The organism is Sporosarcina soli (assembly GCF_042655805.1).
GTDB lineage: Bacteria > Bacillota > Bacilli > Bacillales_A > Planococcaceae > Sporosarcina > Sporosarcina soli.
Genome location: NZ_JBHSNO010000008.1, coordinates 222 through 24,490, shown reverse-complemented (window position 1 = coordinate 24,490; position 24,269 = coordinate 222). Strand labels below are relative to the sequence as shown.

The following is a 24,269-nucleotide window of genomic DNA, read 5'->3' as shown; positions in this document are numbered from 1 at the left end:
TTTGGTGTATCAGTTAAAAAAACACAACACTAGCTGAGCTTTGATTTTAATTGACTATTAATAGAGAATGTTCAATAAAATTTCAATGGATTGGAGAATGATCCTCATGACAACAAACATAAAAAAACAAGCGTCAAAGTTTAAAGTAACATTACTAGGAACTGGGTGCCCCGTGGTGAGTTTGGATCGATTTGGAAATACGACTTTAGTGGAAATTGGAGAAAAGAAACTGGTATTTGACGTCGGTCGGGGAGCTGTATTACGTCTTAGTCAACTGGATATTTTCCCTGGCGAAATAGATGAAGTATTTTTAACACATCTGCATTCAGATCATCTAGTAGGTTTTCCTGATTTATGGCTTTCAGGAGTTATCCCAACCCTTGGCAAGAGAGCAAAACTGTTGAAATTACGAGGGCCTGAAGGGACAAAGCAAATGGCATCTCATTTAGAAAAAGCTTTTAGCAAGGATATAAATGCTCGTATTGCCCACGGAACGATTCATCCGAGAGGTGCTCAAATTGAAGCATATGATTATGAAGAAGGCTTAATTTACGATGAAGAAGGAATAAAGATTACGGCCTTTTTAGTCGATCATGGCACAATCAAACCATGCTATGGCTTCCGGATTGACTATGAAGGGCATTCCATTCTCATCTCCGGGGATACAAAATATAACGAAAATCTCATTCGGCATTCCAGGAATGTTGATTTATTAATTCATGAAGTGGCTGCGGCTAGCTTGGATGCAGCTAATCCCGAAACGATCCGGCATATTATGGATATTCATACAACACCGGAACAAGCTGGAGAAATATTTAAGCGTGTAAAGCCAAAATTGGCTGTTTATACACATATTGTTTTATTAGGGGGGATTACAGAAGAAGAAGCGGATCTTATTGGTAGAACAAAGGAAATCTATTCAGGTGATGTACTTGTTGGAGAAGATTTAATGTCTTTTGAAATCGGTGACGAAATAAAAGTCAACTATCCTAAAAAGGTTGTGAGCATGACTATTTGAAAATGTCCGAATATTACGTGTTATCTGGTTGACATCTACATTTTCTAGACAAAATTCATTGAAGTTACAGGAGGGTATGGTAATGAAACTAGATGGAAAAGTTGCGTTAGTCACTGGTGCTGGTCAAGGTATAGGCAAAGTATATGCTAAACGTTTGGCCAACGAGGGGGCAAAGGTAGTCATTGCTGATATAAACTATGAAAATGCGAAAAAAGTTGAGGAAGAGATAAGAGGAAATAATCAAGAGGCTTTAGCAATTGAAGTGAATGTGATTGACGAAAATCAAATCAATAAAATGACAAAGAAAATTGTTGAAACATATGAAAGAATAGATATTTTGGTAAACAATGCTGCGATGTTTTCGACAATCAAATTAAAACCGTTCGAGGAAATTAGCGATGACGAATGGGATCGCGTGGTAGATATAAATTTAAAAGGGATATTTATGTGCTGCAAGGCCATTGTTCCTGTTATGAAGGAGCAAAAAAGCGGCCGCATTATTAATATTTCTTCTGCAACCGTATTGATGGGTAAGCCGCATTATATCCATTATGTTTCATCTAAAGCGGGTGTCATTGGCTTATCTAGATCATTGGCTCGTGAGGTCGGCGATTATAATATTACAGTTAATACGATTGCGCCTGGTTATACAACTACTGAAGTGCCTAGAGGGACAATAACTGAGGAAGTTAAAAATGAAATTTTAAAGGGACAATGTATAAAAAGATTTGCAGAACCTGAGGATCTAGCTGGTCTTGTCGCTTTTCTTTCTTCTGATGATGCTAGTTATATTACAGGGCAAATGATTAATGTAGATGGTGGATTTTTGATGTACTAAGGAAACTGATAACCTTTTAAATATAAAAAATTAATCGTTTAATAGGAGGAAATGCTATGACTACGACAATGAAGGCCACTTTGTTTGAAAGCCCTTACAAGGATATCCAGCACTATAAGATGTTCATAAATAACGAATGGGTAGATAGTGTTAGTGGAAAAACGATAGAATCGATTAATCCTTATACAGGAAAAGTATGGGCCGTTGCACAAGCAGGAGAGAAAGAAGATGTTGACATAGCCGTGAAGGCTGCAAAAGATGCATTCGAGAATGGAGAATGGTCCCGTATGACGGGTAGCAAGCGGGCCGCGCTATTACGAAGACTAGGGGACTTAATTAAAGAAAACGCAGAGAAGTTAGCCGTGAGTGAAGTACTAGATAACGGCAAACTGATTCGTGATATGCTTGGACAAATGCAAGCCGTCCCAGAGTGGTGTTACTACTTTGCTGGCTATGCGGATAAAATTCGAGGGGAAACAAACCCAGTGGATATCCCAAATATGATTAATTATACCGTGAGAGAACCACTTGGCGTTGTAGGTGCGATTATTCCATGGAATTCTCCAATTTTACTTACAATATATAAATTAGCGCCTGCGCTGGCAGCAGGGAATACGATTGTGTTCAAGCCATCTGAAGTAACCCCGGTATCCATTTTAGAGTTGGCAAAATTAATAAAGGAAGCTGGATTTCCACCAGGTGTCGTGAATGTGGTAACAGGATATGGGCAAACAGCGGGTGCAGCGATCTCGGCACATCCTGATATAAGCAAAGTTACTTTCACGGGTTCAACGGATACGGGCAGAACCATTGTAAAAAGTGCAGCAGATAACTTTAAAAAAGTATCTCTGGAACTTGGAGGAAAATCACCTAATATTATTTTTGAGGATGCTGATTTATCCAATGCAGTTAATGGGGTTCTTCAAGGGATATTTGCAGCAACTGGACAAACATGTATGGCAGGATCGCGAGTATTGATACAAAACTCGATTTATGATGAAGTTGTCGAGGTCTTAAAAGAAAGGACGGCTCAAATCAAACTAGGCAATCCTCTGGATATGGAATCGGAAATGGGGACCATTTCTTTTGAAGGGCAATATAAAAAAGTTCAATCCTATATTGAGATCGGTAAGAATGAAGGGGCCACTTTGATTTACGGAGGAAATAAACCCGATTCAGATGAACTAAAAGATGGGCTATTTATCGAACCGACTATTTTTGGTGATGTTCATAATAATATGAGAGTTGCTAGAGAAGAAATCTTCGGTCCTGTCGTTTGTTTGATCCGCTTTGAAACAGAAGAAGAAGCACTTCAAATTGCAAATGACACGGATTTTGGTTTAGCCGCAGCTGTTTGGACGAAAGATGTTCAAAGAGCGCATCGGATGGCGGGTACACTGAAGGCGGGAACGGTATGGATTAACAATTACCGTAAAGTAGCTCCAGGTGTTCCTTTTGGTGGTTACAAATCGAGTGGTCAGGGACGAGAAAACGGTTGGGAAGTGATCCTTGAATATACGGAAGTGAAAAGTGTTTTAATTGATACTGGAAATGTTATTTCGGATCCATTTAGAATTTTATAATCATAGAAATAGGATGATTGTAATTAATAGAAAAATATAAAAAGTGCGGAGGTCAGAAATGAAAAAATTATTACTCCCAGTTGGATTGTTATTGTTATTGACAATAGCGGGGTGCAGTTCGACATCGGCAAGCAAATCAAATATCATTCCTATCTATACGCCTCCAGCAGGTGGATCGCATTATATTTTAGCAGCTGGGCTTACAAAAATTATTAAAGATGCTGATGTAATGCCCGATACGGTGTTTTCAGTACAAGCGACGAGTGATGAGCCCTCAAAAATTCAAAAGGTTATTGACGGTTATGAAAAAAGTGAGCCAGTCTTTGCAATAATGGCTTCGTACGGCCCAGATGAAGCTTATCAAAAGGGTTCCTTTGATAATGTCAAAGGAGATACAACTGTCTTAAGAGCTGTAGGCTATGCAGAAGGAGCGCCAATTCATATTGTCGTTCCAAAGGATTCGCCGATCCAGACCTATGCCGACTTAAAAGGAAAAACCATCGGGGTATTTCCTGGATCTGCTCCCGAAGCAATGTTTAAAGAGATCTTAGAAGTGGGATATGGGTACACAGAAAAAGACTATAAGATTCTCCCCTATGACTACCAAGAGGTACAACAAGGCATTCAGGATAAAAGTATAGAAGCTGGTATGCTAATGGGACCCATACCTTCTACTTTAGTTCGTGAATTGCAGGCCAATGAAGATGTTAGGGTCATTTCAGTGGACGACGATGTCATTGAAAAGTATATGGAATATAAACCGGGAACAATTATTTCCACTATCGAGCCAGGCGTTTACAAAAATGACGAAGAATTGAAAATACCATTTGTTCCGGGCTATATTTTTACACATGAGAATACGGATGAAGAGCTAGTTTATGAAATCGTGAAGACGATGCTGGAGAACCCTGAAAAAATGGGTGCTATTCACCCAACAGCTAAAAATATCAATCCGGAAAGCATTCGAAAGGGAGTAGGCATTCCATTTCATCCGGGAGCGGAAAAGTATTTTGAAGAAAAAGGTATAACCGAGTAACTGCCAATGAATAGGTAGTTTAATTTTGAGGCAGAAATAAGTATTATGCTACACTCTGCCTCAAAGTCTGAGAAGGGAGATGTTTTTTTGGACCGAAAAATTATAATTAGGATAGTCGGGGTCACTTGTTTAGCATTAGCAACTTTTCACTTATATGCAGCCGGTGTAAAAATATTCCCACCCCTTCAGCAAAGGTCCATGCATTATGGTTTAGCCTTAGTAATTATTTTCTTAACCTACCCATTGATAACGAAAAAAGATGGCGATAATATGGAAAGACAGGAAGAAGGTAGAATACCCATAATTATAAGCTTTCTTCTTGCATTACTATCAATTTGGGTAACAGGTTATGTATTTTTAAACCATATTAGTCTTTTAACAGCGATTAGCAACCCTTCAACAATGACTATTGTTATTGGAGCTATCATGATAATACTTACTTTGGAAGCAACAAGGAGAACGTTAGGATGGGCGTTGCCTATAATATCGGGAATATTCATAATTTACGCATTATTAGGTAATAAGTTACCTTTATTATTTGCGCATACAGGGTATTCATTTGCGGACGTGGTAAGTAAGGTTGGTATGAGTAATGTGGGAATATTTGGTCAGCCGTTGGGTGTATCCGCTACTTATATTATTCTATATGTTATATTCGGATCACTCTTAGCGGCATCGGGGGCAGGGAAATTATTCATTGATTTATCGATGGCCGCAGTTGGTCGATATCGAGGGGGAGCGGCAAAGGTATCAATCGTTTCAAGCGCACTTTCCGGAACCATTAGCGGGAATCCAGTTTCCAATGTCGTTACAACAGGTGTTTTAACCATTCCATTAATGAAGAAACAGGGCTACAAATCAGAATACGCTGGCGCAGTGGAAACGATCTCGTCTACAGGTGGAATAATACTTCCTCCGATTATGGGAGCTGTAGCATTTTTAATTGCCGACTTTTTGCAAGTTGAGTATGCAGAAGTGGCTTTTGCAGCGATAATACCAGCAATATTATATTTTGTTGCTGTTTTTATTATGGTTGACTTAAATGCAGCTCGCCTTGAGACTAGCTCTGGCTTAAAGCGAGAGGAGAACGTCTATAATGTTAAAGAGCTTTTATTAACAAAAGGTCACTTACTCATCCCGATATTTGTTTTAGTCTACTTTCTTTTGGTGGAGCGGAATACACCTATTTATTCGGCATTCTGGGCAATCATATCCATCCCTCTTGTGTGTTTGATTAGGAAAGAAACTAGAATGTCTATACGAAAGATCGTAGAGTCATTACAGGAAGGGGTTAAATTAAGCTTAATGGTTGTAAGCGCCTGTGCCTGTGCGGGAATCGTGATTGGTGTTATTGACATGACAGGGATAGGGTTGCGTTTCGCAGGCATATTAACTGATCTTGCGGGAGGTAGTTTATTTTTATTGCTTGTACTAACAATGGTAAGTTCCATCATTCTTGGCATGGGGCTTCCGCCAGTAGCAGCTTATTTAGTACTAGCAATTGTAGTCGGACCTGCCTTGATTGAATTTGGAGTGACCCCTATGGCCGCTCACATGTTTATTTTCTATTATGGCTGTTTGTCTGTTATTACACCACCGGTAGCAGTGGCGGCATTTGCCGCAAGTAGTTTAGCTAAGTCTAACCCCAATAAAACTGCATTAATTGCACTAAGGCTAGGTCTTACAGCCTTTATTGTCCCATTTCTCTTCGTGTACGGTCCAGAATTACTTATGGATGGGTCTACAATGGAAATTGCATTGGCGTGTGTATCTGCTTTAGTTGGGGTTTTTGCCCTTTCGGTCGCATTAGAAGGCTATTTAATCTCGGAAATAAATATATACACAAGAGTAATCATGTTTTTAGCAGCGTTACTTTTGATGAGTGTTGGTATGCTGACAGATATTATTGGGGCGTTAATAGTCACATTAATAACAGCAATTGAGTTTAAAAAGCATGGCGAAATAAGGAAAGTGGGTATTAAGACTACTAAAGTTAGTTAAGCGATAAAAGGAGATTTATAAACTTTGACTAGCGTCGCATTAATTAAATTCAATACTGAAAATGCTCACAAACTTTGCGAATTTTATCTTCCGTACAAAATAAGTTCTTTATAACGGAAAAGTCAGGTGTTTATCCTCTTAACTAAATCGGGGTAATGCATAGTTGACATCAACGATTTCATATTGGTTTAAAAAAGTTAACGTGAGGTGCTTTTAAAAAAGCATTTTTGGTGATGATTGTGTTGAGCAATCATCACCAAAAAAATTTTATCCTAACTATTAATATCAAAAAAACTAACTGTTTGTTAACTGTCGGATGTAATGGTTTTATTTTGTTAAATGAGTAAATTTCATCACTCAGGGCCTTTGGGGATCATAGCTTTCAAGATATATAAAATAGAGCACTCCCCAAGTTCTATATAATGTAAGTTATCAAACAAACATAACAGACTGGGGGAGGTACGCCAATGTCCATATTCAGGGTGAATTTATTATGTTAGTCATTGATAAAGGCGAATTGGTGAAGAAAACATTGCCTTTGGCGCCACCTATCTCGAGGCAAGGGATCGTGCCAAGGCTTCTGACAAGAAAGAGAAACCAGCTTCAAAAAACGCGGTCTGAAGCCTGAACCTGAGCGTGAGCAACGGTTAAAAGAAAAACAAGCCGAAAAAGATACACTTCCAATTTACGAAAAAGGGATTGTTTATCAGCTAGTCGGATCAGTGGAAACGTTATTTAATTTCCAAGTGCGTGGACTAACTCCACCGTCTTGAGACGTTATCGCATTTAGCCTTATTCTTCAATGTCCATACTTGATGTGAGGTGGTCGTTTAAGTAAATGGGGTTTGGAAGAAATGTTTCTAATATCTTTATTTAAGGATTACTCAGTTACTAGTGGTAGGGCAATCGGTCGTAGATTCGAATTCCTCCTTCTCCACCATATAATTTTGGCCCCTTGGTCAAGCGGTTAAGACACCGCCCTTTCACGGCGGTAACACGGGTTCGAATCCCGTAGGGGTCATACAAGAAAAAATATCCTATCAAGTTATTCATAAACTTAATAGGATATTTTTTATCTTTTATCAAACTCTGTAATCTATTAGTCACTTTCTTCCACCATGTCAGAATTAAACTTATTGATCCTACACCAGGTTATAAACATGAAGTAATCAAGCATAAAGGGTCTGGTGCCGATGGAGAAGAGGTCACACCCATTATAGATATTGTAACTTATCATTGGGGATTTGGACAGGACTATCAAACTAAATAATAAAGGTTTTTTTGCATTCAGAGTCTTGAAAGTTACGCAAATAAGAAATGATGAAAAATGTTTTTAGAAATATGTTGACTTTATGTGCAGTCCATCATATTAGAATTAATGACCTTACAATATTGATGTTTGGAATATGTTTCAATAGGTCAGCTGGATAGAGCAACGGCCTTCAAGAATAGGAGCCTTTACAAGGAAAGAGAACTTGTAAAGTGGACGACACCGTATCGGTGAAACCTTAACAGATCATGCTGGTGGCAATACCGAGGAAACTTACGATCTTTAATTACATAATCAAGATCAAGGAAATTCAAAGGTCCGGTCAATCCGGAGGTAGAAATTCCAAAGTATAATCTTTAGATTATCGTGAGGTTCCGTAGAGACTAAACGTGTCGCACCTGAAATGGTGAAGTTATAGTCCAGACTACAAACAGTCATTGCTGGTGGCGAAAGCCATAGTGGTAAGCTAAGCCGTCGGTCGGGGGTTCGAATCCCTCCTGGGACGTACAGTTAGCGCATAAAAAGTGTATAGGTATCACGTTTATAGCGAATAGGTGAAACAGTCAAGATTCAAACGACACTGTTTTACACTCACTTTAGACGTGATACAGAATTATGATCGAAGACCTTCTAATTATAATATTAGGTGGTTTTTTTTGTCTAAAAGAGGTCCCTTTGATGGTTCGGCCTTCCGGTTGCACGTAGATCCGAGTAAACGGTATTTCTTGAACTATTGAGTTACCGTGCGATGGCCTGTATACTATACCCATAAAATGACAGGATGAACCATTCATCAAGTGTGCGTAAGAACCATGAGATTAAACAGTTTTCATTGAAAGTATAAATAGGCATCTTGTGGCTCATAGGCCATATACATAACATCCTTGATGATGAGGTTAGAAGTGACGATGTGTTTGTTTCTGGTTTTCAACTTGCTAATATACTCTTTTGATTTTAGGACATAGATTAGACGCTCGATGGCATGGATACCTAACGCAGTCGACAGTTGGATCTTGTCCTTATGAAAGGCTTATGATAATGGCAAAACTTACTTGGCTTCTGCATTAGGAAGGAGAGCTTGTGAGAAGGGTTTTGAGGTTTTTCTTTATCGTATATCACTTAATGGAAGAATTTGAAACAGCATTGGCCAACGGGTGAATAACGAACTTTCGTAAGAAGTTAGAAAAAGTAGTTTTAATCATTTTAGATGAAATGCGCTATCTGGCTTTTGGAAAAGGTAGCGCAGAACTACTATTTCAAATTATCTCAGAGTGTTATGAACGAAACAGCTTAATTCTTACACCAAATCTTGAATTTAGTCAGTGGAATCGAATATTTACCGACTCTCGTTTAACTGCAGCACTGGGGGCTGATTCACCATGCTAACGTTATTTCGTATACAGGCTCAAGCTTCTGATTGGCAAACGCACTATCGAAGAAATTGTGAATTACTGGGTAGCTACACTCTGCATTTTTTCGCTACAATTCTCTGGACTTTTTTCTTGGAAAATACAGTTGCCGCTTTATAGAAAAAATCACATCTCTCCTATCTATTAGCGGAGGTGTAAATTCCGTTATCATACAGGAGAGATGCGTTATTTTTAATTCCTTAAAATCCTTGAGTTGTATGGTCCCTGGCTTCGAATTGTTCAATTTTATTTCTCGCGAGAATTAAGGTCTCACACAAACCTGTCTTCCTTAATTTCAAACAGGTCTATTCCTATCATCTTAATGGAAGTGGAGCTACTGTTACCCTCCACCTCATCTATTTTCCTAAAAAAATTCTGTATTTCTTCCTTTGATAGCGAAGGAAAGAAATGTTTTACTTTCTTATTTTCTTTTACGTAGAGCGTCTTTTGGGATGGAGAAAAATGGTTTGGTACTGCAGGCAGTTGAATGGAGTTTAATAAAAGAAAGATAGATTCGTATGAAAATTTTTTATCCGTTAGCTCATAATAATCTAATAAGATTTTTTTGTTCTGATCCATTTTCTCTATATAATTACTGGAAGCAAAATTATTATTATTTAAAATACTGTGTAAGAATGTATTAACCTCTTTAATATTGGTAGCCTCTATTCCCAATTGATTCGGCAATATTACATCATGGTCATTTGAAGTGGCTGGTATATAGGATATTATTGTTTTTCCAAGTAGGAATGCCTCAATACTTGACGTACACCCATTGTGTATAACAACCTTAGCTGCCATTAACCACTTGATGATATTGCCTTCGTGGATTACATGTACGTTATTGTTGGAGGAAAATTCATTATGGTATGATTCAGGGTCTTCTCCTGGATGTGGCCTTATAACGAAGTGGGTATCGGGAAATTTTTGACACATAGCTTTTGTCAATTCCACAAAATCATTATATAACTTTTTAAAATACATGGAATCAATATTATCTTTTTTCATTCCACTTAAGGAATTATATGTTGAAAATCTTGTATTAATTAAAACGAACTCGCCATAGTTATTTTTTATGTGTTCTACGTCCTCTTTATAAATATTTTTGTATTTTGACGTCAGTAGATCAAATCTTGGATTGCCTACAATATAGCACTTATGTTCTTTGTCCGGAAAGGCGCCTGTAATAACCTCCCTTTGAAAACTTCCCCAACAATATTCCTGCGTAACTAAATCAAACATATCCATCATCATTCGATCATGTAAGTATCGTGTTGTATCATTTATAAGCAATCCCTCCTCATCTAGTTCAACGACTGTATGCCCATTATTCTTTGCATTCGTCAAGATTCTTTTCCTAAAACCACGAGGATATCCTTTTGAGAAAAAAATACCCCTAGGATATACTGTTGAAGCTAATTCGACGATCCTGTGTTCGCCTATAATAACTTGATAGCCTTCTTTCGCTGCATAATATGCTAAAAGTAATTTAGCGTCCATTTCTCTTACCTTTATTTCTACAGGTAAATATAACCACCCTTTGCATTTTTTCATTATTATCCGCCTTTCGAATATGATTAGCAAGTACTCTTTCAATAAAATTTTCGGTTAATCTGGGCAACTAGAGCATCTGTTAGATCTCAAGAAGAAATGATTGCTTTTTGGTTTTTCCACTCTTTGTTCTTTATTTTGGCTGCTTCTTTGACAGTGCGAGTAGCAGGAGGTTCAATGGTGCTAACCTATTGCTGTTGTCTTAACTGGATAGTGACTAGGCGCATGATAGAAGAGGCACTCCAAAAATAAAGAGCGGAAGATTTACTCTTCGCTCTATGCCGGTACCCTAACAATTATTTTTATTGTCGTTGTTCGGGAAAATGATTGGACATTGAGGTGGAATCGTTGGTGCTGGGCAAGGTGGGAATAAAAGTCCATCCCTTGGTCGACAGAAGTCTGCGCATACCTCAAGTGTCACATCAAACGTTGATTGAATGCTTTGGCATAGTCGTACCGAAACTGATACATTAAGTTCGTCAGCAGTCGCTGTTGTTGTTGGATTGCAAGTAGCTGCGATTACAAAGCAATCCAAATCAGTGTAAGATACTTTTACATCTGTACCCATTGGCGCACAAAGAATCACTTGTTCAATACGTGTGAATTCTACGCTGTCGACTTCAATTGTCGCCCCTCCCAAATCTGGTACTAAATCGACAAAAATAGAAACTTCGAAGTTTTTTCGAATGGTTACCAGCTGTAGTGTCACTAGTTTTCCATCAATCACGAAATTCTTATCGACCCGATCTAAAACTTCAATTGGTGGCGGCGATAGGTCAAGACCTGTTGTAGGAGAAATCGCACAAGTAACCGTATCGATATCAATATCGCTACACTCTAACGGCATACCCGAAATAGGATTTATCGGCAAATCTAAATCAGTAATATTCAGATTAAACGTTGTTTCTTTTGTAATCCAATCGTACACCTTCTCTGTATTGATACATAGGAGTTCTTGACCCTCTGTATTTTTTTCTTTCATAATAAAAACACTCCAGTTTAGATTATTTTTTGTGGGTAAATGATTTTCTAACTGTTTAGTAATTTAGCGCATATGTTTCATAGTATTTATTTAGCTACAATTCAATCGTGTACCATATTTTGGTGATTGAAAATAATTTGCTAATTATACATTTGTGAATTAAAGATTCATTAGTAGTATATTAAAATACTTGAAAGAGTGTGAAAAAGTGAATAAGTACAGAGGGGATAATTAATGACGAGTGAGCAATAGGCTTAAGTCTTTAACCGATAATCTTTTTCTGAATATATATAGTATCATCGGAAAAAGTATTATTGCTAGGCGTAAAAAATTCTGATTGAGGAAGGAGGAAAGATTATGGATTTTACACAAAAAAAATTACTAATAATTGGAGGCACCGGAACCATAGGAAAGAGCATAGTACAATCGGTAATGAAAAAAAATCCACAGGTCATTAAGATTTTTAGCCGTGATGAGTATAAGCAACAATTACTGCGACATGAAATAGGAAATAACGATAAATTACATTTTATAATTGGCGATATTCGTGATTATGATAGTTTGTTTGCTGCTATGCAAGATATTGACTATGTATTTCATTTAGCTGCTATGAAACATGTTGATACTTGCGAGCAGAATCCATATGAAGCTGTAAGGACAAATGTTAACGGCACCAATAATGTGATTAGAGCTGCTATTTCTCAAAATGTAAAAAAAGTAGTTTTCACAAGTTCAGATAAAGCAGTTTCTCCTACTAATACGTATGGTGCGACAAAGCTCATTGCGGAAAGATTGATTTCGTCAGCAGAATACGGTAGAACTTCCGGCCGAACTATATTCGCAAGTGTACGTTTTGGCAATGTAATGGGGTCAAGAGGCTCAGTAATTCCACTTTTCAAAGAGCAAATTCTTGTAAACCAGAAAATTACCATGACAGATGAGAATATGACACGGTTTATGATGTCGTTGAATCAGGCTACACAGTTGACAATTAAGGCTATGAAAGAAGCGAAGGGAGGGGAGGTTTTTGTGTTAAAAATGCCAGTAATCAAACTAGTGGACTTGGCGAATATTATAATAGAAGAAACATGTGAGAAATATGGGATAAATAGTGAAGGAATTAGTGTGGAAGTAATGGGATTAAGACCTGGAGAAAAAATGTATGAAGAATTGATGACCTATGATGAATCGAAAGAGGCTTGGGAGTTATCGGATATGTATATCATACCCGGAGTTTCAAACTTAGGAGTAAGAGATAGCAATAGAATAAAATGCACTCCTGGAACATATAGCTCCAGGAGTCAAGAACCACTAAGCATGAATGAGTTACGTGCATTGCTCGAGAAAGAAGACCTAATTTAAAATGAAGTGGAAATGGTTAGGAGGATTTTATGAATACCTTCTTAAAAAATTATTGGTCTTTATACCTCGATTTTCTGAATGATTTTGAAGCGTTGAATTATAGAGGGTTTTCCATCCCTTATTTATTTTGTCACTTCTACAGCGTCATTAAAGATAACGAGGTTCTTTGGGATGATTTATATAATGAAAATTTTATCAACCAATTAAACAGTCGGGTGACAGAGCGACGAGAAATCCAAGAGGTTTTTCATAAGTATATTCAGACTCATCAAAGAAAACCGTTGGCTAAAAATAGAAATGGGAAGGTAGTATTACATGTTGACAAATTGCTTCGATTTCCAAGAATGACGCTTGATGATTACTTTGATGCTTCCGAAACCATAATACTTACTTCTGGTAAAAGTAAATCTAAAAAAATATCAATACCAGGGGCTCTTCAGATACCTATTGATTATTTAGGTGACTACACAGTTGATACAAAAAAAGCGGTAACAGAGATTCAAAACAAGGCGCAGGCAATTTTTAATTCTTATGAAACACACCATCTATATAAGGACATAAAATTTCAAAATATGTTTTTAAACATGATATCCGATATCATAAACCGGATTGAACAGACTAAAAACTTCCTGGATAGTGTATCTGTCTCTTGTATAGTTGTATCTACTACTCATAGTTTCATAAGCCGCATATTAGCTTTAGTTGCTGTAGAGAAGGGCATCCCTACAATTTGTATGCAACATGGAATTATTTCAGGAGAATTTGGTTATTTACCTAAAATTGCAACGATTGATGCGGTGTACGGTAATTTTGAGGTGGAGTGGTATGAAAAAGCAGGAGCGTCCGAAGGCTCCATTGAAATAATTGGTCATCCAAGATTCGATCAGGCATTTTCGCAGCAAAATATAACACGTTCTCAATTTGACCATCATTTAGGGATAAATACAAATCAGAAAACATTACTGATGGTGATGCGGGATAATCAGGATATTGACAGGTGGCGAACTTTAATTAGAACCATTTCAAAAATAAATAATCTAAATCTGTTAATCAAAAACTACCCAAGTAAAAATCCCCATACACTAGTTGATGAGTTTCCATTCGTACACTCTACAAAAAATTATAATCTTTATGATATTCTCCCTAACGTTGATTGCATTGTATCTTATTCATCTACCGTTGGCTTAGAAGCTATGCTTACAAACAAACCCGTATTCATTTTAAATGAGGAGTTTCCAGGTTATTCAGGCTATTTCAATGGTTTAGATGAGATGGTTCAAAATGATCCAAAAAGGTTAGGAGAATTGATAATAGAATACTTTGAAAATCCTGATTGGAATATTTATGCCCAAAAGAAAAGAGCTGAATTTCTCAAATATGCTTATCCTAATTTTGTCATGTCAGGAAAAAGATTGAAAAAGTTAATCGAAAGGCTGACAGGTCAGGTTGAATAAACTTGAATGTACTAACAGTATTGAGGTCAGTAGTTAAAATCTTTTATGACTTGGTTTCAATATTTATAAAATATGTTAATTTTTATTGATCAAGGAGGGAAATAAATGAGTAAAAAAAATAAGAAAACCCTTCAGGAAATTCATGACTATTGGGTTCATCAAAGTCAACCAGACCACTATATTGATAAAGTTAAAAGAAGTGAATTTTTAACTGAATATGTCAAAAAGTATATACTGAAAACCGGCAAAATTCTTGAAATTGGATGTAATGTTGGGAGAAATTTAAATCATCTTTACGAAAATGGGTTTAAGCAATTAACCGGGATTGAAATAAGTGAAAACGCAATTACTGCCTTAAAGAAAACTTATCCGTTATTAGAGAAGAACTCAGAAATTATTCATTCGTCAATAGAAGAAACAATCAAGCAATTACCTACTCATCACTTTGATCTGGTTTTTACGATGGCTGTTCTAGAACATATTCATCCAGACAGCGAATGGATTTTTGAAGATATCGCAAGAATTACTGGATCATATCTGATTACTATTGAAGCGGAGAAAGCAGAACATTGGCGGTTATATCCAAGAAACTATAAAAATATCTTTGAGAAATATGGATTACAACAAGTAGAAGAAAATCGCTGCGATAAAGAATCTGGATTAGGAGCTTATACGCTCAGAATCTTTAAAAGACAAAGTAATATGGGGGGTGAATTATAGATAAATTATCCTTTTGTTCGTACAAACAGTATTTTGAGAAAGAAATGAATGCAAATCAAAATCATGTCCGATCGAATCGATAAACTTTGGAAGGAGTGACAGGATGCAAACTAAAGTTAAGAATTACTGGTCATTATACCTTGACTTTCTTCATGATTTTAAAGATTTGAAGTATAGCGGATTCTCCTTGCCCTATTTATGTCACTTTACAGGATTAATTAGAAATAATGATGAGATTTATCATAAATTAAACGATAAAGAATTCACCAAGCAATTGATCAACCAAGTGAATGATCAAAAAGAGATTCAAGAAGCATTTGATCAGTTTAAGCACTCACATACCAAGCAACCTTTAGTTAAAAATAATGAAGCGAAAGTTCTGTTAAATTTCGACACAATCCTTCGATTTCCAAAAGAGACGTTCATTGAATGTTTTGACCCTGCAAAAACATTGATCATCATGGCAGGCGATAAAAACTGGAAACGTACTAAAAAACCATCCGCTCATTTGACGACGACTCCAAGAAACCCGGATCACCAAAAAGAGGTTAGTCATATACCCACCGATTATTTAAGTAATTACCCAATCGCCACACCAGAAGCGGTCATGCAAGTGAAAAATAAGGCACTAGATATTTTCAATGTTCATACAGAACATCACCTATATAAAAATATTAATTTTCAAAATATATTTTTAGCGAAAATAACTGAAATCATACATCGGATTGAACAGACTAAATGCTTCCTTCAAAACGTCTCTATATCCTGTATCGTTGTATCGAATACTCATAGTTTTATCAGCCGAATATTAACTTTAGTAGCCGCCGAAAGGGGTATACCTACAATTTGTATGCAGCATGGCATCATAGGCAGTGAGTTCGGTTATATACCAAAAGTGGCAACAATTGATGCGGTATACGGTGATTTTGAAATAGACTGGTATAAAAAGTTGGGCGTTTCTGAAGAATCCCTTGAAGTAATTGGTCATCCAAGATTCGATCAGGCATTTGCAAACCCTAAAATAGATCGGTCAATATTTAATAAACAATTAGGGTTGGATGCAACAAAGAAGAATTTAATGATTGTAGTTAGGGGAAATAGAGGTATTGGAAAGTGGAGAGTTTTAATTGAAACAATTTCAAAAAAGGCTAATTTAAATATTTTGGTTAAAGATTATCCGAATATAAATCACCACGTATTAACGAAAGAATTTCCATTCGTTTACTCCACAAAAGATATTGATCTTTACGATATTCTTCCTAACATTGATGCAGTTGTTTCTTATCCTTCAACAGTAGGATTAGAAGCAATGCTCGCAAACAAACCCGTATTCATTCTGAACAAAGAGTTTCCAGGTTATACAGGTTACTTTAATAGTCTGGATGAACTGGTTCAAAATGATCCGCAAAAGTTAGGAGATTTGGTTGTAAATTATTTTGATGATCCTAATTGGAATTCTTATGTCGAAAGTAAAAAAGTTGAATTTCTCAAATATGCCTATCCTGATTTTAGCAATTCTGGTGAACGGTTGAAAAAGTTAATAAAGAGGCTTACGAAATAGTTCTTTCACAATAGTATAGAAAAGTAGAATGGTCGAAGGGGATAGCAATGAAAATGAAAGTCAGGATTCATTTTTTCGGGCCTTTGTAGAAAAAATTCACATGAATAAATGTTAGCTGGCGCAAATAAGATAATTATAGTTTTAAAAGGTCAGAGAGGATGATTCCTATGAATATTCTTGTAACTGGCGGGGCGGGATTTATCGGAAGATGGGTAGTCGATCGACTATTGAGAGATGGTCATCAGGTTTGGGTGCTGGATGATCTTTCAAACGGAAGAATAGAAAATCTAGAGGGTCTAGGACACAAAGAAAATTTTAAGGGTTTTGTCAAGGGGGATATAAAGGATAGGCATGTACTGGGTCATTTGTTTATCCATCAGTTTGATGTTTGTTATCACTTAGCTGCAAGTATAAATGTACAGGATAGCATCGATCATCCCAAGAACACGTTTAATAATGATGTCATTGGCACGTTCAATATCCTGGAGCTGTGCAGGCGTTATAATGTGAAGATTGTCTTTATGAGCACATGCATGGTGTATGAGCAGGCATGGAGCGATAAGGGAATTAAAGAAACAAATGCAGTTAAACCTGCTTCGCCGTATGCCGGTTCGAAACTAGCCGCGGAGAATATGGTGTTGTCCTATTATTATGCTTATGAACTTCCAGCAACTGTTATTCGTCCATTTAATACATATGGACCTTATCAAAAAACAGGCGGAGAGGGAGGAGTCGTGGCTATTTTTCTGAAAAACAAGTTGGCAGGTAAACCATTACAGATATACGGCGATGGGACTCAAACTCGTGATTTGCTTTATGTAGAAGATTGTGCGCGTTTTGTTGTCGAATCTGGTTATTCAAATAAAGTAAACGGTGAAGTCATTAATGCAGGACTTGGAGAAGATGTCAGCATAAATGAATTGGCAAAACTAATAGTTAAAGACCACAAGCATATTCAGCATATAGAACACATTCATCCGCAGAGTGAAATACCAAAGTTGTTATGTGATTACGGTAAAGCTAAAGCATTATTAAACTGGGAGCCTAAATTTTCCTTAGAGGAGGGAATTGAAAAGACTGAAAAGTGGCTTAAAACAACTAAAATTTTATAAAAAGCAAGGAGCATAGAATGGATAAAAACAAGCTAGCTCTTCATGGCGGAAAACCCGTTAGGGATACTTTTTTAGCTTACGGACGGCAATGGATCGATGATGAGGATATAGAAGCCGTCATTAATACTTTAAAGAGTGATTATCTTACAACCGGTCCAACGATACTTCAATTTGAAAAGGCAGTTGCGGAATTCGTAGGTGCGAAATATGCTGTTACATTTTCTAGTGGAACTGCTGCTTTGCACGCTGCTTGTTTTGCAGCTGGAATTAAAGAAAAGGATCAAGTAATTACCACTCCTATGACCTTCGCGGCAAGCTCCAATTGTATTTTATATGTAGGTGGACAGCCAGTATTTGCAGACATAGATCCAAGAACCTACAACATTTCCCCTAAATCCATCCTAACTCAAATCACAGAGAAAACAAAAGCAATTATAGCTGTTGATTTTACAGGTCAGCCAGCTGATTACGATGAAATAATATCTATAGCTAGAAACAGCGGAATCATAGTAATAGCTGATGGCGCACATTCCTTAGGAGCCACATATAAAGATGAAAAAGTGGGTTCCCTAGCAGATATGACCATGTTTAGCTTTCATCCCGTTAAGCACATTACAACTGGTGAAGGGGGAATGATTACGACAAACAATGAAAATTATTATGAAAAATTATTGCTGTTTAGAGGCCATGGAATCACTCGTGATCCTCAGAAGCTAAGTAAAAATAATGAGCCTTGGTACTATGAGATGCAAGATCTTGGTTACAATTATCGGATGACGGATATACAGGCTGCGCTAGGGTTAAGTCAAATGAAGAAACTAAATACATTTGTTGAGAAGCGAAGAGGGCTTGCAATGAAATATAATAAAGCATTTGAAGAACTAGATGCTATAATAACACCATTTCAGCAACATGACCGCTACTCTAGTTGGCATTTGTATATTATACGAATCAATTCTAAGAAATTAAGCACGAATCGAAATGAAATATTTGGAGCTTTACAGGCAGAAAATATTGGAGTTAATGTTCATTACATTCCAGTATATTTACACCCATATTATCAAAAATTGGGTTATAAAAAACATTTATGTCCAAATGCGGAAAGAATTTACTCGGAAATTATAACACTTCCATTATATTCGAAAATGTCTGAGAGAGATCTCGATGATGTTATAACTGGAGTAAAAAAAGTGATCTCCTATTATTCGATTGAATGAGGTGGGAAAATGCGGGTAGTTGCCATTATTCAGGCTCGGATGTGTTCTTCTAGACTGCCGGGGAAAGTACTTTTGAAAGTTTTAGGTAAACCTCTTTTGGAGTATCAATTGGAACGTGTAAATAGATCGAAATTTATTGATGAAATTGTGGTAGCGACTACGGACCAAACTATAGATGATCCTATTGTAACCTTATGCAAAAACATGGAGATTTCGTATTATAGAGGCTCTGAGACGGACGTGTTAAAAAGGTACTACATGGCGGCAATTCAAACAAAGGCAGATGTAGTGGTCAGGTTGACATCTGATTGTCCGCTTATTGATCCTGCACAAATAGATAAAGTTATAGAAAGCTATTTCACTTGTGACCACCCGCTCAAATACGTCTCTAATACATTAATAAGGACATTCCCAAGGGGGATGGATACAGAGGTGTTTTCGTTTCATGCTTTAAAAGAAGCATATGACAAAGCGGAGTTAAAAGTGGATCGAGAGCATGTGACTAGATATATGACTAATAACGATGGAGTATTCAAATTATTGAATGTCTCTAATGACAAAGATTTCAGTCATCATCGTTGGACTGTTGACACACAGGCAGACTTTCTCCTTATTAAAAAAATTATTGGAGCATTGTACCAACAAAGCTCTGAATTTACATTGGAAGATATCATACAGTTACTTGACAAATATCCGGAATGGCAAATGATTAATCATCACATACAACAAAAAGATGAATAAACTTTTAGGGGCGAGTTAACCAGTTAAACGTTGTAATACTTGGTAATTTGATAAGTCCAAAAAGTCACTCATGTGAATTTTACAAATTGGAATATACGAAGGGGGGAGGTTATGGTGGGTTCTACCGAAAATGCAGTAACTTTCAATGAGTTAGAATGGGATAGTGATTTTTTCGGTATTAAATGTGCAAAAGCTATCTTGAATAAGTCTCTTACTAAAAATGAGTGGGGAAATTTAAAGGTCGAATTTAGTAATTATTTGTTTATAGCAATTGTGAATCAGAATGCCAATCCGGTGAATGCGCAGTTGATTGCAAAAGATACATCAGCATTTTTAGCGGATATAAATATTCAATTCGAAAAAAAACTTGTTGAGATAAATGAAATGCCGCGAAATGTAACTACTTATCAATCGTTAGAAAAGGTAGATAGGATTATTAAATTGGCAGATTTTCCTCATTCAAGATTTATATCGGATCCTGAATTTGCTAAACGCGGTGGGAAATATGTTTATCAACAATGGGCAATGAATGCTTTTGGAAAAACTGATAAGTATTTTATGTTGTCAAAGGATGAAAAAGGGATCATCAATGGCTTCGTATTATGCTCTTATTTTCAAAAAACGTGTCTAATAGAACTGATTTCTGTCACTAAAGAAGTTAGTAAGAGCGGTATAGGTACAAGTTTATTTAATGCTGTAGAGTATCAAGCCTATCAAAAAGGATGTAATAAAATTAAAGTAGGAACGCAAATAAGAAATTTGAATGCTATTAACTTTTATCATAAAGTGGGTTGTAAACAAGTTGAATGTCATGAAGTATATCATTTTTGGAAAAAGTAACAAATCAAACGGTTTAACTGCTAAGTAATGAAACTATGTATTTAAAGGGGATTTACATGAATAAAAAAATGTTCGAAAATCCTTTTCAGATCAATCGAAAACCATTCATCATTGCGGAAATGTCTGGTAATCATAATCAATCGTTAGAACAAGCACTAATGATAGTAGAAGCCGCTGCGGATTCTGGAGTAGACGCTCTAAAAATCCAGACGTACACAGCGGATACGATGACTCTAAATGTTAGAAATCCTGATTTTATAATTAATGATCAAAACAGTTTATGGAATGGGCAATCCTTATACGAATTATATCAGCAAGCCTACACGCCATGGGAATGGCATGAACCGATATTTAAAAGAGCAACGGAGCTAGGACTAATTCCATTTAGCACGCCTTTTGATGAAACAGCAGTAGATTTTTTAGAGAAATTAAATGTTCCATTTTATAAGATTGCATCCTTTGAAAATAATGACATCCCGTTAATTGAAAAAGTCGCTGCCACTGGAAAACCCATGATTATATCGACGGGCATGGCTACTATTGCAGAATTGGATGAAACCGTGCGTGCCGCAAAGGCTGCGGGTTGTCAACATATTGTACTGTTAAAGTGTACCAGTACTTATCCTGCAACACCTGAAAATACAAATATATTAACAATCCCGCATATGAGAGAGCTTTTTGATTGCCAAGTAGGTTTATCTGATCACACCATGGGAATAGGAGTGGCGGTAGCAAGTGTTGCTCTGGGAGCAACAATAATTGAAAAGCATTTTGTTCTTGATCGTAATGAAGGTGGGGTAGATTCAGCATTTTCAATGGAACCGAATGAAATGAAGTTACTCGTAGAGGAAACGGAAAGGGCATGGAAGTCATTGGGGAAGATAAAATATGGACCTACTAAATCAGAAGTTAGATCCTTACAATTTAGACGATCCATCTATGCTGCAGAAGATATTAAAAAGGGAGAAGCGTTTACATCCAGTAATATTCGTATTGTACGACCGGGATTTGGTATAAAACCACAGTATTATAAAAGTCTTTTGGGTAAAAAAGCTGACAAAGATTTTAAATTTGGAGATCCTATTACGTATTTATAATAATGTAATCAAAAGCTCTATTACTTTCGCTAATAGAGCTATTTAATTGTATTTAGTATGTTCAATACTCTTGATTTACCATTTAGATCAACAATGTTTTTAGATATTTTGCTTAAATCATTTAGATTATTTTTTTTAAGAAAAGATATAATCTCATCTTTCATATTATGCTCAGTTACAAGTTCCGAAACTCCCAAGTATTGGTCAATTCCTAAATTATTTATATTTTCACAAAGTATTATTTGATTATCGGCAATAGCTGTTAATATTGCTGGGGTACCAAGACAATACCTTTCCCAAGTTATACTACCACCTGCACAAATAGCGAAGTCCGCCTCATAGATTAGTTTGGCCATGTAATTAATATTGAAATGGAAAATGAAATTATATTGCTCGCATTGCTTTTTTATTAAATATTTATTTGGGTTGGATGGACCTACTACCACGTGTGTTAGTAGGGGAGTTGATCGTATCATTTTTATCGCATTTAATGCTTTCAGCGTTTCATTTGTAGGATCACTGCCACCATAAAAAACTAATGCTACCTTACGTTCTTTACGGATTTTTGGCAATTTGTACATATCAATAAATTCATCTCTAAGTAGTGTATATTTCGGACCTAATAATAAGATGCAGGCAGCAGGAACCAAATTATTATATCGATTGTTAGCGTGTAGATAATAATTTTGATCTAATAAAATATCGCAATCATGTTCACGGTCTGCAATATCATCAATAACCATTATCCTCGGAATATATTTTCTGATTTCCCTTTCCCAAACTTTGTCTATAGCATAATGATCAATGATAATCCAATCAAATTTTATTTGACTGGAACTTACTATGTTAATTGTTTCTTGTATATCTTGTTTCGGTGATATACCAAGCCATGATGCATGCTTTGGTAAATTATATGAAGGTTTAAATATTGTTGGTTTTCTTAGTTTGAATACTTTGAAATCCTCACCTGCAATTAAATTACAGAGATGACCATCGTGCAACCTGCAGATAAAGTATATAGAGTGCCCGTTCTTTTTGAGTTCTTTTGCAAGAGTTAAACAACGCATGACATGGCCAGTACCAATATTGAATGAACTATCGACTCGAAAACATATGTTCATTTAAGACCCCACCTTTTTTATTCTTATTTGACGTCGTCAGGCATTAGAAATCCCCAAATTTTTTATCTCAAGCAGGAGATCAAAATCCTAAAAAGACTACGTCCATATTTGCGAAAAAGTGACTGACCAAGAGATTATCGACCACATCAAGCTGAAACTTAGTAACCATGGGTTTCTATTATTGTAGATATAGAGTATGTTAACTCGTTTTAAAGGGTGTGAGGAGAGGGGGTTATGATATATGACGTTCATGAATGATGAAAACTAGAGATCAGTCAAATGAAGGAGTCAGTCAACAGCTCGTCATTTTTAGAGCAACGATCAAAGCTATTGTTAGCTTAGGCCTTGGACAATTCTTCTATGGACATTATCAGTTGATTGAATCAACGACGTGATCCCGACCAAAACCATGACAGATTTATATGAACACTTACGAATCGAATCGAGGATAAGTGTCTTCTAAGTTTAAAAGTAACTAACTGATTTGCTGTTATCCACTCCACTCATGCTGATTTCATCACGAGGTCCTAACGTCCCCTATAAATAGTTTAACAAATAACGACAACATGAAAATTGTAATACCTAAAGAGTTAACAGCTAGTATTCAGGTACTTACTACGATAAACAGTCCGGCGAAAAAGATATAGGAATACTGATTATAGGCGATAATATGGATCCAGGAATACATAATGAGAAAGCGGCATGTTAAGGTTGTATCTTCTTGGAAAGACAACTTGGGAAGAATATCGCGTCTAAATCGAACTGGAAGCATTCGCACTTTATTTTTTACTTATCTGCTTCGACAGAAAACGTTGTTTTACAAAGCGGACATCTTTTTCGCTTTGTAATTCTACCTTCATTATTTCATAATAAGCTTAGAGTATAATCGAATTTAAATTATCGACGAGAGGTTCTATAGAACATAGCAGAACATTTTTTTGAAACAAAAGTTGCAATCGTTAAAACTAGATGGTATATTAGTAAACGTCGCATTTGTGAGTGAGCAAAACGACAAAGTTATAATTGGTTGTTGACTAACTTGTATGTAAATGTTAAGGTGGACAACCTTGAGCTTTTGGGATATGAAAGCAAGAAGAAATATCAAAAAAGTTGTTGACATTCAAAGCTTGAATTGATATTATATAAAAGTTGCTTCTGAAGCAGAGGTAACGATATGAACCTTGAAAACTGAACAGCAAAACGTTAACAAATACAGTTTGTCGAACCGACTCTATCGGGGACACAAACACAAACGAATCTTCGGATTCAAAGTCAGCAAGAAATGAGCTATTCATTTTCTTCTTTTATGGAGAGTTTGATCCTGGCTCAGGACGAACGCTGGCGGCGTGCCTAATA

Annotated in this window: 19 protein-coding genes, 1 tRNA gene and 1 rRNA gene (1 of these 21 only partly in view); 18 read left to right on the top strand and 3 right to left on the bottom strand. The window is 36.4% G+C overall.

Annotated elements, in window-relative coordinates:
- Positions 1-67: 67 nt before the first annotated feature.
- The 7 genes from ACFPRA_RS15440 to ACFPRA_RS15410 all read left to right on the top strand — a co-directional run bounded on the left by ACFPRA_RS15440 (position 68) and on the right by ACFPRA_RS15410 (position 9,132).
- Positions 68-1,018, top strand: coding sequence for an MBL fold metallo-hydrolase (locus tag ACFPRA_RS15440; protein ID WP_381436538.1), 951 nt, complete (start codon positions 68-70; stop codon positions 1,016-1,018).
- 82 nt (positions 1,019-1,100) lie between these two features.
- Positions 1,101-1,856, top strand: a complete 756-nt coding sequence (locus ACFPRA_RS15435) for an SDR family NAD(P)-dependent oxidoreductase (protein WP_381436534.1) — start codon at positions 1,101-1,103, stop codon at positions 1,854-1,856.
- A 56-nt stretch (positions 1,857-1,912) separates the two neighbouring features.
- A complete protein-coding gene (locus ACFPRA_RS15430) occupies positions 1,913-3,439 on the top strand; it encodes an aldehyde dehydrogenase (RefSeq protein ID WP_381436531.1) in 1,527 nt (508 codons plus the stop codon).
- A gap of 58 nt (positions 3,440-3,497) precedes the next feature.
- A complete protein-coding gene (locus ACFPRA_RS15425; protein ID WP_381436528.1) occupies positions 3,498-4,475 on the top strand; it encodes a TAXI family TRAP transporter solute-binding subunit in 978 nt (325 codons plus the stop codon).
- An 87-nt stretch (positions 4,476-4,562) separates the two neighbouring features.
- Positions 4,563-6,476 carry a TRAP transporter permease gene (locus ACFPRA_RS15420; protein WP_381436526.1) on the top strand — a complete coding sequence of 638 codons (1,914 nt, stop codon included), beginning with the start codon at positions 4,563-4,565 and terminating at the stop codon, positions 6,474-6,476.
- A 949-nt stretch (positions 6,477-7,425) separates the two neighbouring features.
- A tRNA-Glu gene (locus ACFPRA_RS15415) sits at positions 7,426-7,497 on the top strand.
- 1,461 nt (positions 7,498-8,958) lie between these two features.
- Complete coding sequence (locus tag ACFPRA_RS15410; RefSeq protein WP_381436523.1) at positions 8,959-9,132, top strand: ATP-binding protein; 174 nt, start codon at positions 8,959-8,961, stop codon at positions 9,130-9,132.
- A 293-nt stretch (positions 9,133-9,425) separates the two neighbouring features.
- Here the strand turns inward: ACFPRA_RS15410 and ACFPRA_RS15405 are convergent, their stop codons facing one another.
- Together ACFPRA_RS15405 and ACFPRA_RS15400 are read right to left on the bottom strand one after the other, a co-directional pair.
- Positions 9,426-10,709, bottom strand: a complete 1,284-nt coding sequence (locus ACFPRA_RS15405) for a surface carbohydrate biosynthesis protein (RefSeq protein WP_381436521.1) — start codon at positions 10,707-10,709, stop codon at positions 9,426-9,428.
- A gap of 286 nt (positions 10,710-10,995) precedes the next feature.
- On the bottom strand, positions 10,996-11,688 hold the full coding sequence (locus tag ACFPRA_RS15400; protein ID WP_381436518.1) for a BMQ_0737 family morphogenetic spore coat protein: 693 nt from the start codon (positions 11,686-11,688) through the stop codon (positions 10,996-10,998).
- A gap of 357 nt (positions 11,689-12,045) precedes the next feature.
- Between ACFPRA_RS15400 and ACFPRA_RS15395 the strand changes: the two genes are divergently transcribed.
- The 9 genes from ACFPRA_RS15395 to pseI all read left to right on the top strand — a co-directional run bounded on the left by ACFPRA_RS15395 (position 12,046) and on the right by pseI (position 21,792).
- Positions 12,046-13,050 (top strand): SDR family NAD(P)-dependent oxidoreductase, encoded by a 1,005-nt coding sequence (locus ACFPRA_RS15395; RefSeq protein WP_381436516.1) that lies wholly within the window; start codon positions 12,046-12,048, stop codon positions 13,048-13,050.
- Between the two features lie 29 nt (positions 13,051-13,079).
- Positions 13,080-14,504: a hypothetical protein gene (locus tag ACFPRA_RS15390; protein WP_381436513.1), complete on the top strand. Its 1,425-nt coding sequence runs from the start codon at positions 13,080-13,082 to the stop codon at positions 14,502-14,504.
- Between the two features lie 105 nt (positions 14,505-14,609).
- Complete coding sequence (locus ACFPRA_RS15385) at positions 14,610-15,224, top strand: class I SAM-dependent methyltransferase (protein ID WP_381436509.1); 615 nt, start codon at positions 14,610-14,612, stop codon at positions 15,222-15,224.
- A gap of 103 nt (positions 15,225-15,327) precedes the next feature.
- On the top strand, positions 15,328-16,785 hold the full coding sequence (locus ACFPRA_RS15380) for a hypothetical protein (RefSeq protein WP_381436506.1): 1,458 nt from the start codon (positions 15,328-15,330) through the stop codon (positions 16,783-16,785).
- Positions 16,786-16,952: 167 nt separating this feature from the next.
- The gene (locus tag ACFPRA_RS15375; protein ID WP_381436504.1) at positions 16,953-17,897 is read left to right on the top strand and encodes a dTDP-glucose 4,6-dehydratase; all 945 of its coding nucleotides are present in this window, start codon (positions 16,953-16,955) and stop codon (positions 17,895-17,897) included.
- 17 nt (positions 17,898-17,914) lie between these two features.
- Positions 17,915-19,114 (top strand): UDP-4-amino-4,6-dideoxy-N-acetyl-beta-L-altrosamine transaminase, encoded by a 1,200-nt coding sequence (pseC, locus tag ACFPRA_RS15370; protein WP_381436500.1) that lies wholly within the window; start codon positions 17,915-17,917, stop codon positions 19,112-19,114.
- Between the two features lie 9 nt (positions 19,115-19,123).
- The gene (locus ACFPRA_RS15365; protein ID WP_381436497.1) at positions 19,124-19,855 is read left to right on the top strand and encodes a cytidylyltransferase domain-containing protein; all 732 of its coding nucleotides are present in this window, start codon (positions 19,124-19,126) and stop codon (positions 19,853-19,855) included.
- 114 nt (positions 19,856-19,969) lie between these two features.
- Positions 19,970-20,695: a GNAT family N-acetyltransferase gene (locus ACFPRA_RS15360; protein WP_381436495.1), complete on the top strand. Its 726-nt coding sequence runs from the start codon at positions 19,970-19,972 to the stop codon at positions 20,693-20,695.
- A 56-nt stretch (positions 20,696-20,751) separates the two neighbouring features.
- On the top strand, positions 20,752-21,792 hold the full coding sequence (gene pseI / locus ACFPRA_RS15355) for a pseudaminic acid synthase (protein ID WP_381436492.1): 1,041 nt from the start codon (positions 20,752-20,754) through the stop codon (positions 21,790-21,792).
- 38 nt (positions 21,793-21,830) lie between these two features.
- Here the strand turns inward: pseI and pseG are convergent, their stop codons facing one another.
- Positions 21,831-22,913 (bottom strand): UDP-2,4-diacetamido-2,4,6-trideoxy-beta-L-altropyranose hydrolase, encoded by a 1,083-nt coding sequence (gene pseG, locus ACFPRA_RS15350; protein ID WP_381436488.1) that lies wholly within the window; start codon positions 22,911-22,913, stop codon positions 21,831-21,833.
- Positions 22,914-23,167: 254 nt separating this feature from the next.
- On the opposite strand from pseG, the gene ACFPRA_RS15345 reads away from it, so the two are divergent.
- Both ACFPRA_RS15345 and ACFPRA_RS15340 read left to right on the top strand, forming a co-directional pair.
- Positions 23,168-23,308 (top strand): hypothetical protein, encoded by a 141-nt coding sequence (locus ACFPRA_RS15345; RefSeq protein WP_381436485.1) that lies wholly within the window; start codon positions 23,168-23,170, stop codon positions 23,306-23,308.
- Positions 23,309-24,216: 908 nt separating this feature from the next.
- Positions 24,217-24,269 (top strand): 16S ribosomal RNA (locus tag ACFPRA_RS15340) (its annotated part continues 221 nt past the right edge of the window); the annotation flags it as partial.

Excerpts from the sequence above, each read along its gene's own strand:
- ACFPRA_RS15345 (WP_381436485.1), top strand. The coding sequence starts at position 23,168 with ATGATGAAAACTAGAGATCAGTCAAATGAAGGAGTCAGTCAACAGCTC.
- ACFPRA_RS15435 (WP_381436534.1), top strand. The coding sequence starts at position 1,101 with ATGAAACTAGATGGAAAAGTTGCGTTAGTCACTGGTGCTGGTCAAGGT.
- ACFPRA_RS15380 (WP_381436506.1), top strand. The coding sequence starts at position 15,328 with ATGCAAACTAAAGTTAAGAATTACTGGTCATTATACCTTGACTTTCTT.
- ACFPRA_RS15400 (WP_381436518.1), bottom strand. The coding sequence starts at position 11,688 with ATGAAAGAAAAAAATACAGAGGGTCAAGAACTCCTATGTATCAATACA.
- ACFPRA_RS15410 (WP_381436523.1), top strand. The coding sequence starts at position 8,959 with ATGCGCTATCTGGCTTTTGGAAAAGGTAGCGCAGAACTACTATTTCAA.
- pseC (WP_381436500.1), top strand. The coding sequence starts at position 17,915 with ATGGATAAAAACAAGCTAGCTCTTCATGGCGGAAAACCCGTTAGGGAT.
- ACFPRA_RS15390 (WP_381436513.1), top strand. The coding sequence starts at position 13,080 with ATGAATACCTTCTTAAAAAATTATTGGTCTTTATACCTCGATTTTCTG.
- ACFPRA_RS15375 (WP_381436504.1), top strand. The coding sequence starts at position 16,953 with ATGAATATTCTTGTAACTGGCGGGGCGGGATTTATCGGAAGATGGGTA.
- ACFPRA_RS15385 (WP_381436509.1), top strand. The coding sequence starts at position 14,610 with ATGAGTAAAAAAAATAAGAAAACCCTTCAGGAAATTCATGACTATTGG.
- pseG (WP_381436488.1), bottom strand. The coding sequence starts at position 22,913 with ATGAACATATGTTTTCGAGTCGATAGTTCATTCAATATTGGTACTGGC.
- ACFPRA_RS15425 (WP_381436528.1), top strand. The coding sequence starts at position 3,498 with ATGAAAAAATTATTACTCCCAGTTGGATTGTTATTGTTATTGACAATA.
- ACFPRA_RS15440 (WP_381436538.1), top strand. The coding sequence starts at position 68 with ATGTTCAATAAAATTTCAATGGATTGGAGAATGATCCTCATGACAACA.
- ACFPRA_RS15430 (WP_381436531.1), top strand. The coding sequence starts at position 1,913 with ATGACTACGACAATGAAGGCCACTTTGTTTGAAAGCCCTTACAAGGAT.
- pseI (WP_381436492.1), top strand. The coding sequence starts at position 20,752 with ATGAATAAAAAAATGTTCGAAAATCCTTTTCAGATCAATCGAAAACCA.
- ACFPRA_RS15405 (WP_381436521.1), bottom strand. The coding sequence starts at position 10,709 with ATGAAAAAATGCAAAGGGTGGTTATATTTACCTGTAGAAATAAAGGTA.
- ACFPRA_RS15395 (WP_381436516.1), top strand. The coding sequence starts at position 12,046 with ATGGATTTTACACAAAAAAAATTACTAATAATTGGAGGCACCGGAACC.
- ACFPRA_RS15365 (WP_381436497.1), top strand. The coding sequence starts at position 19,124 with ATGCGGGTAGTTGCCATTATTCAGGCTCGGATGTGTTCTTCTAGACTG.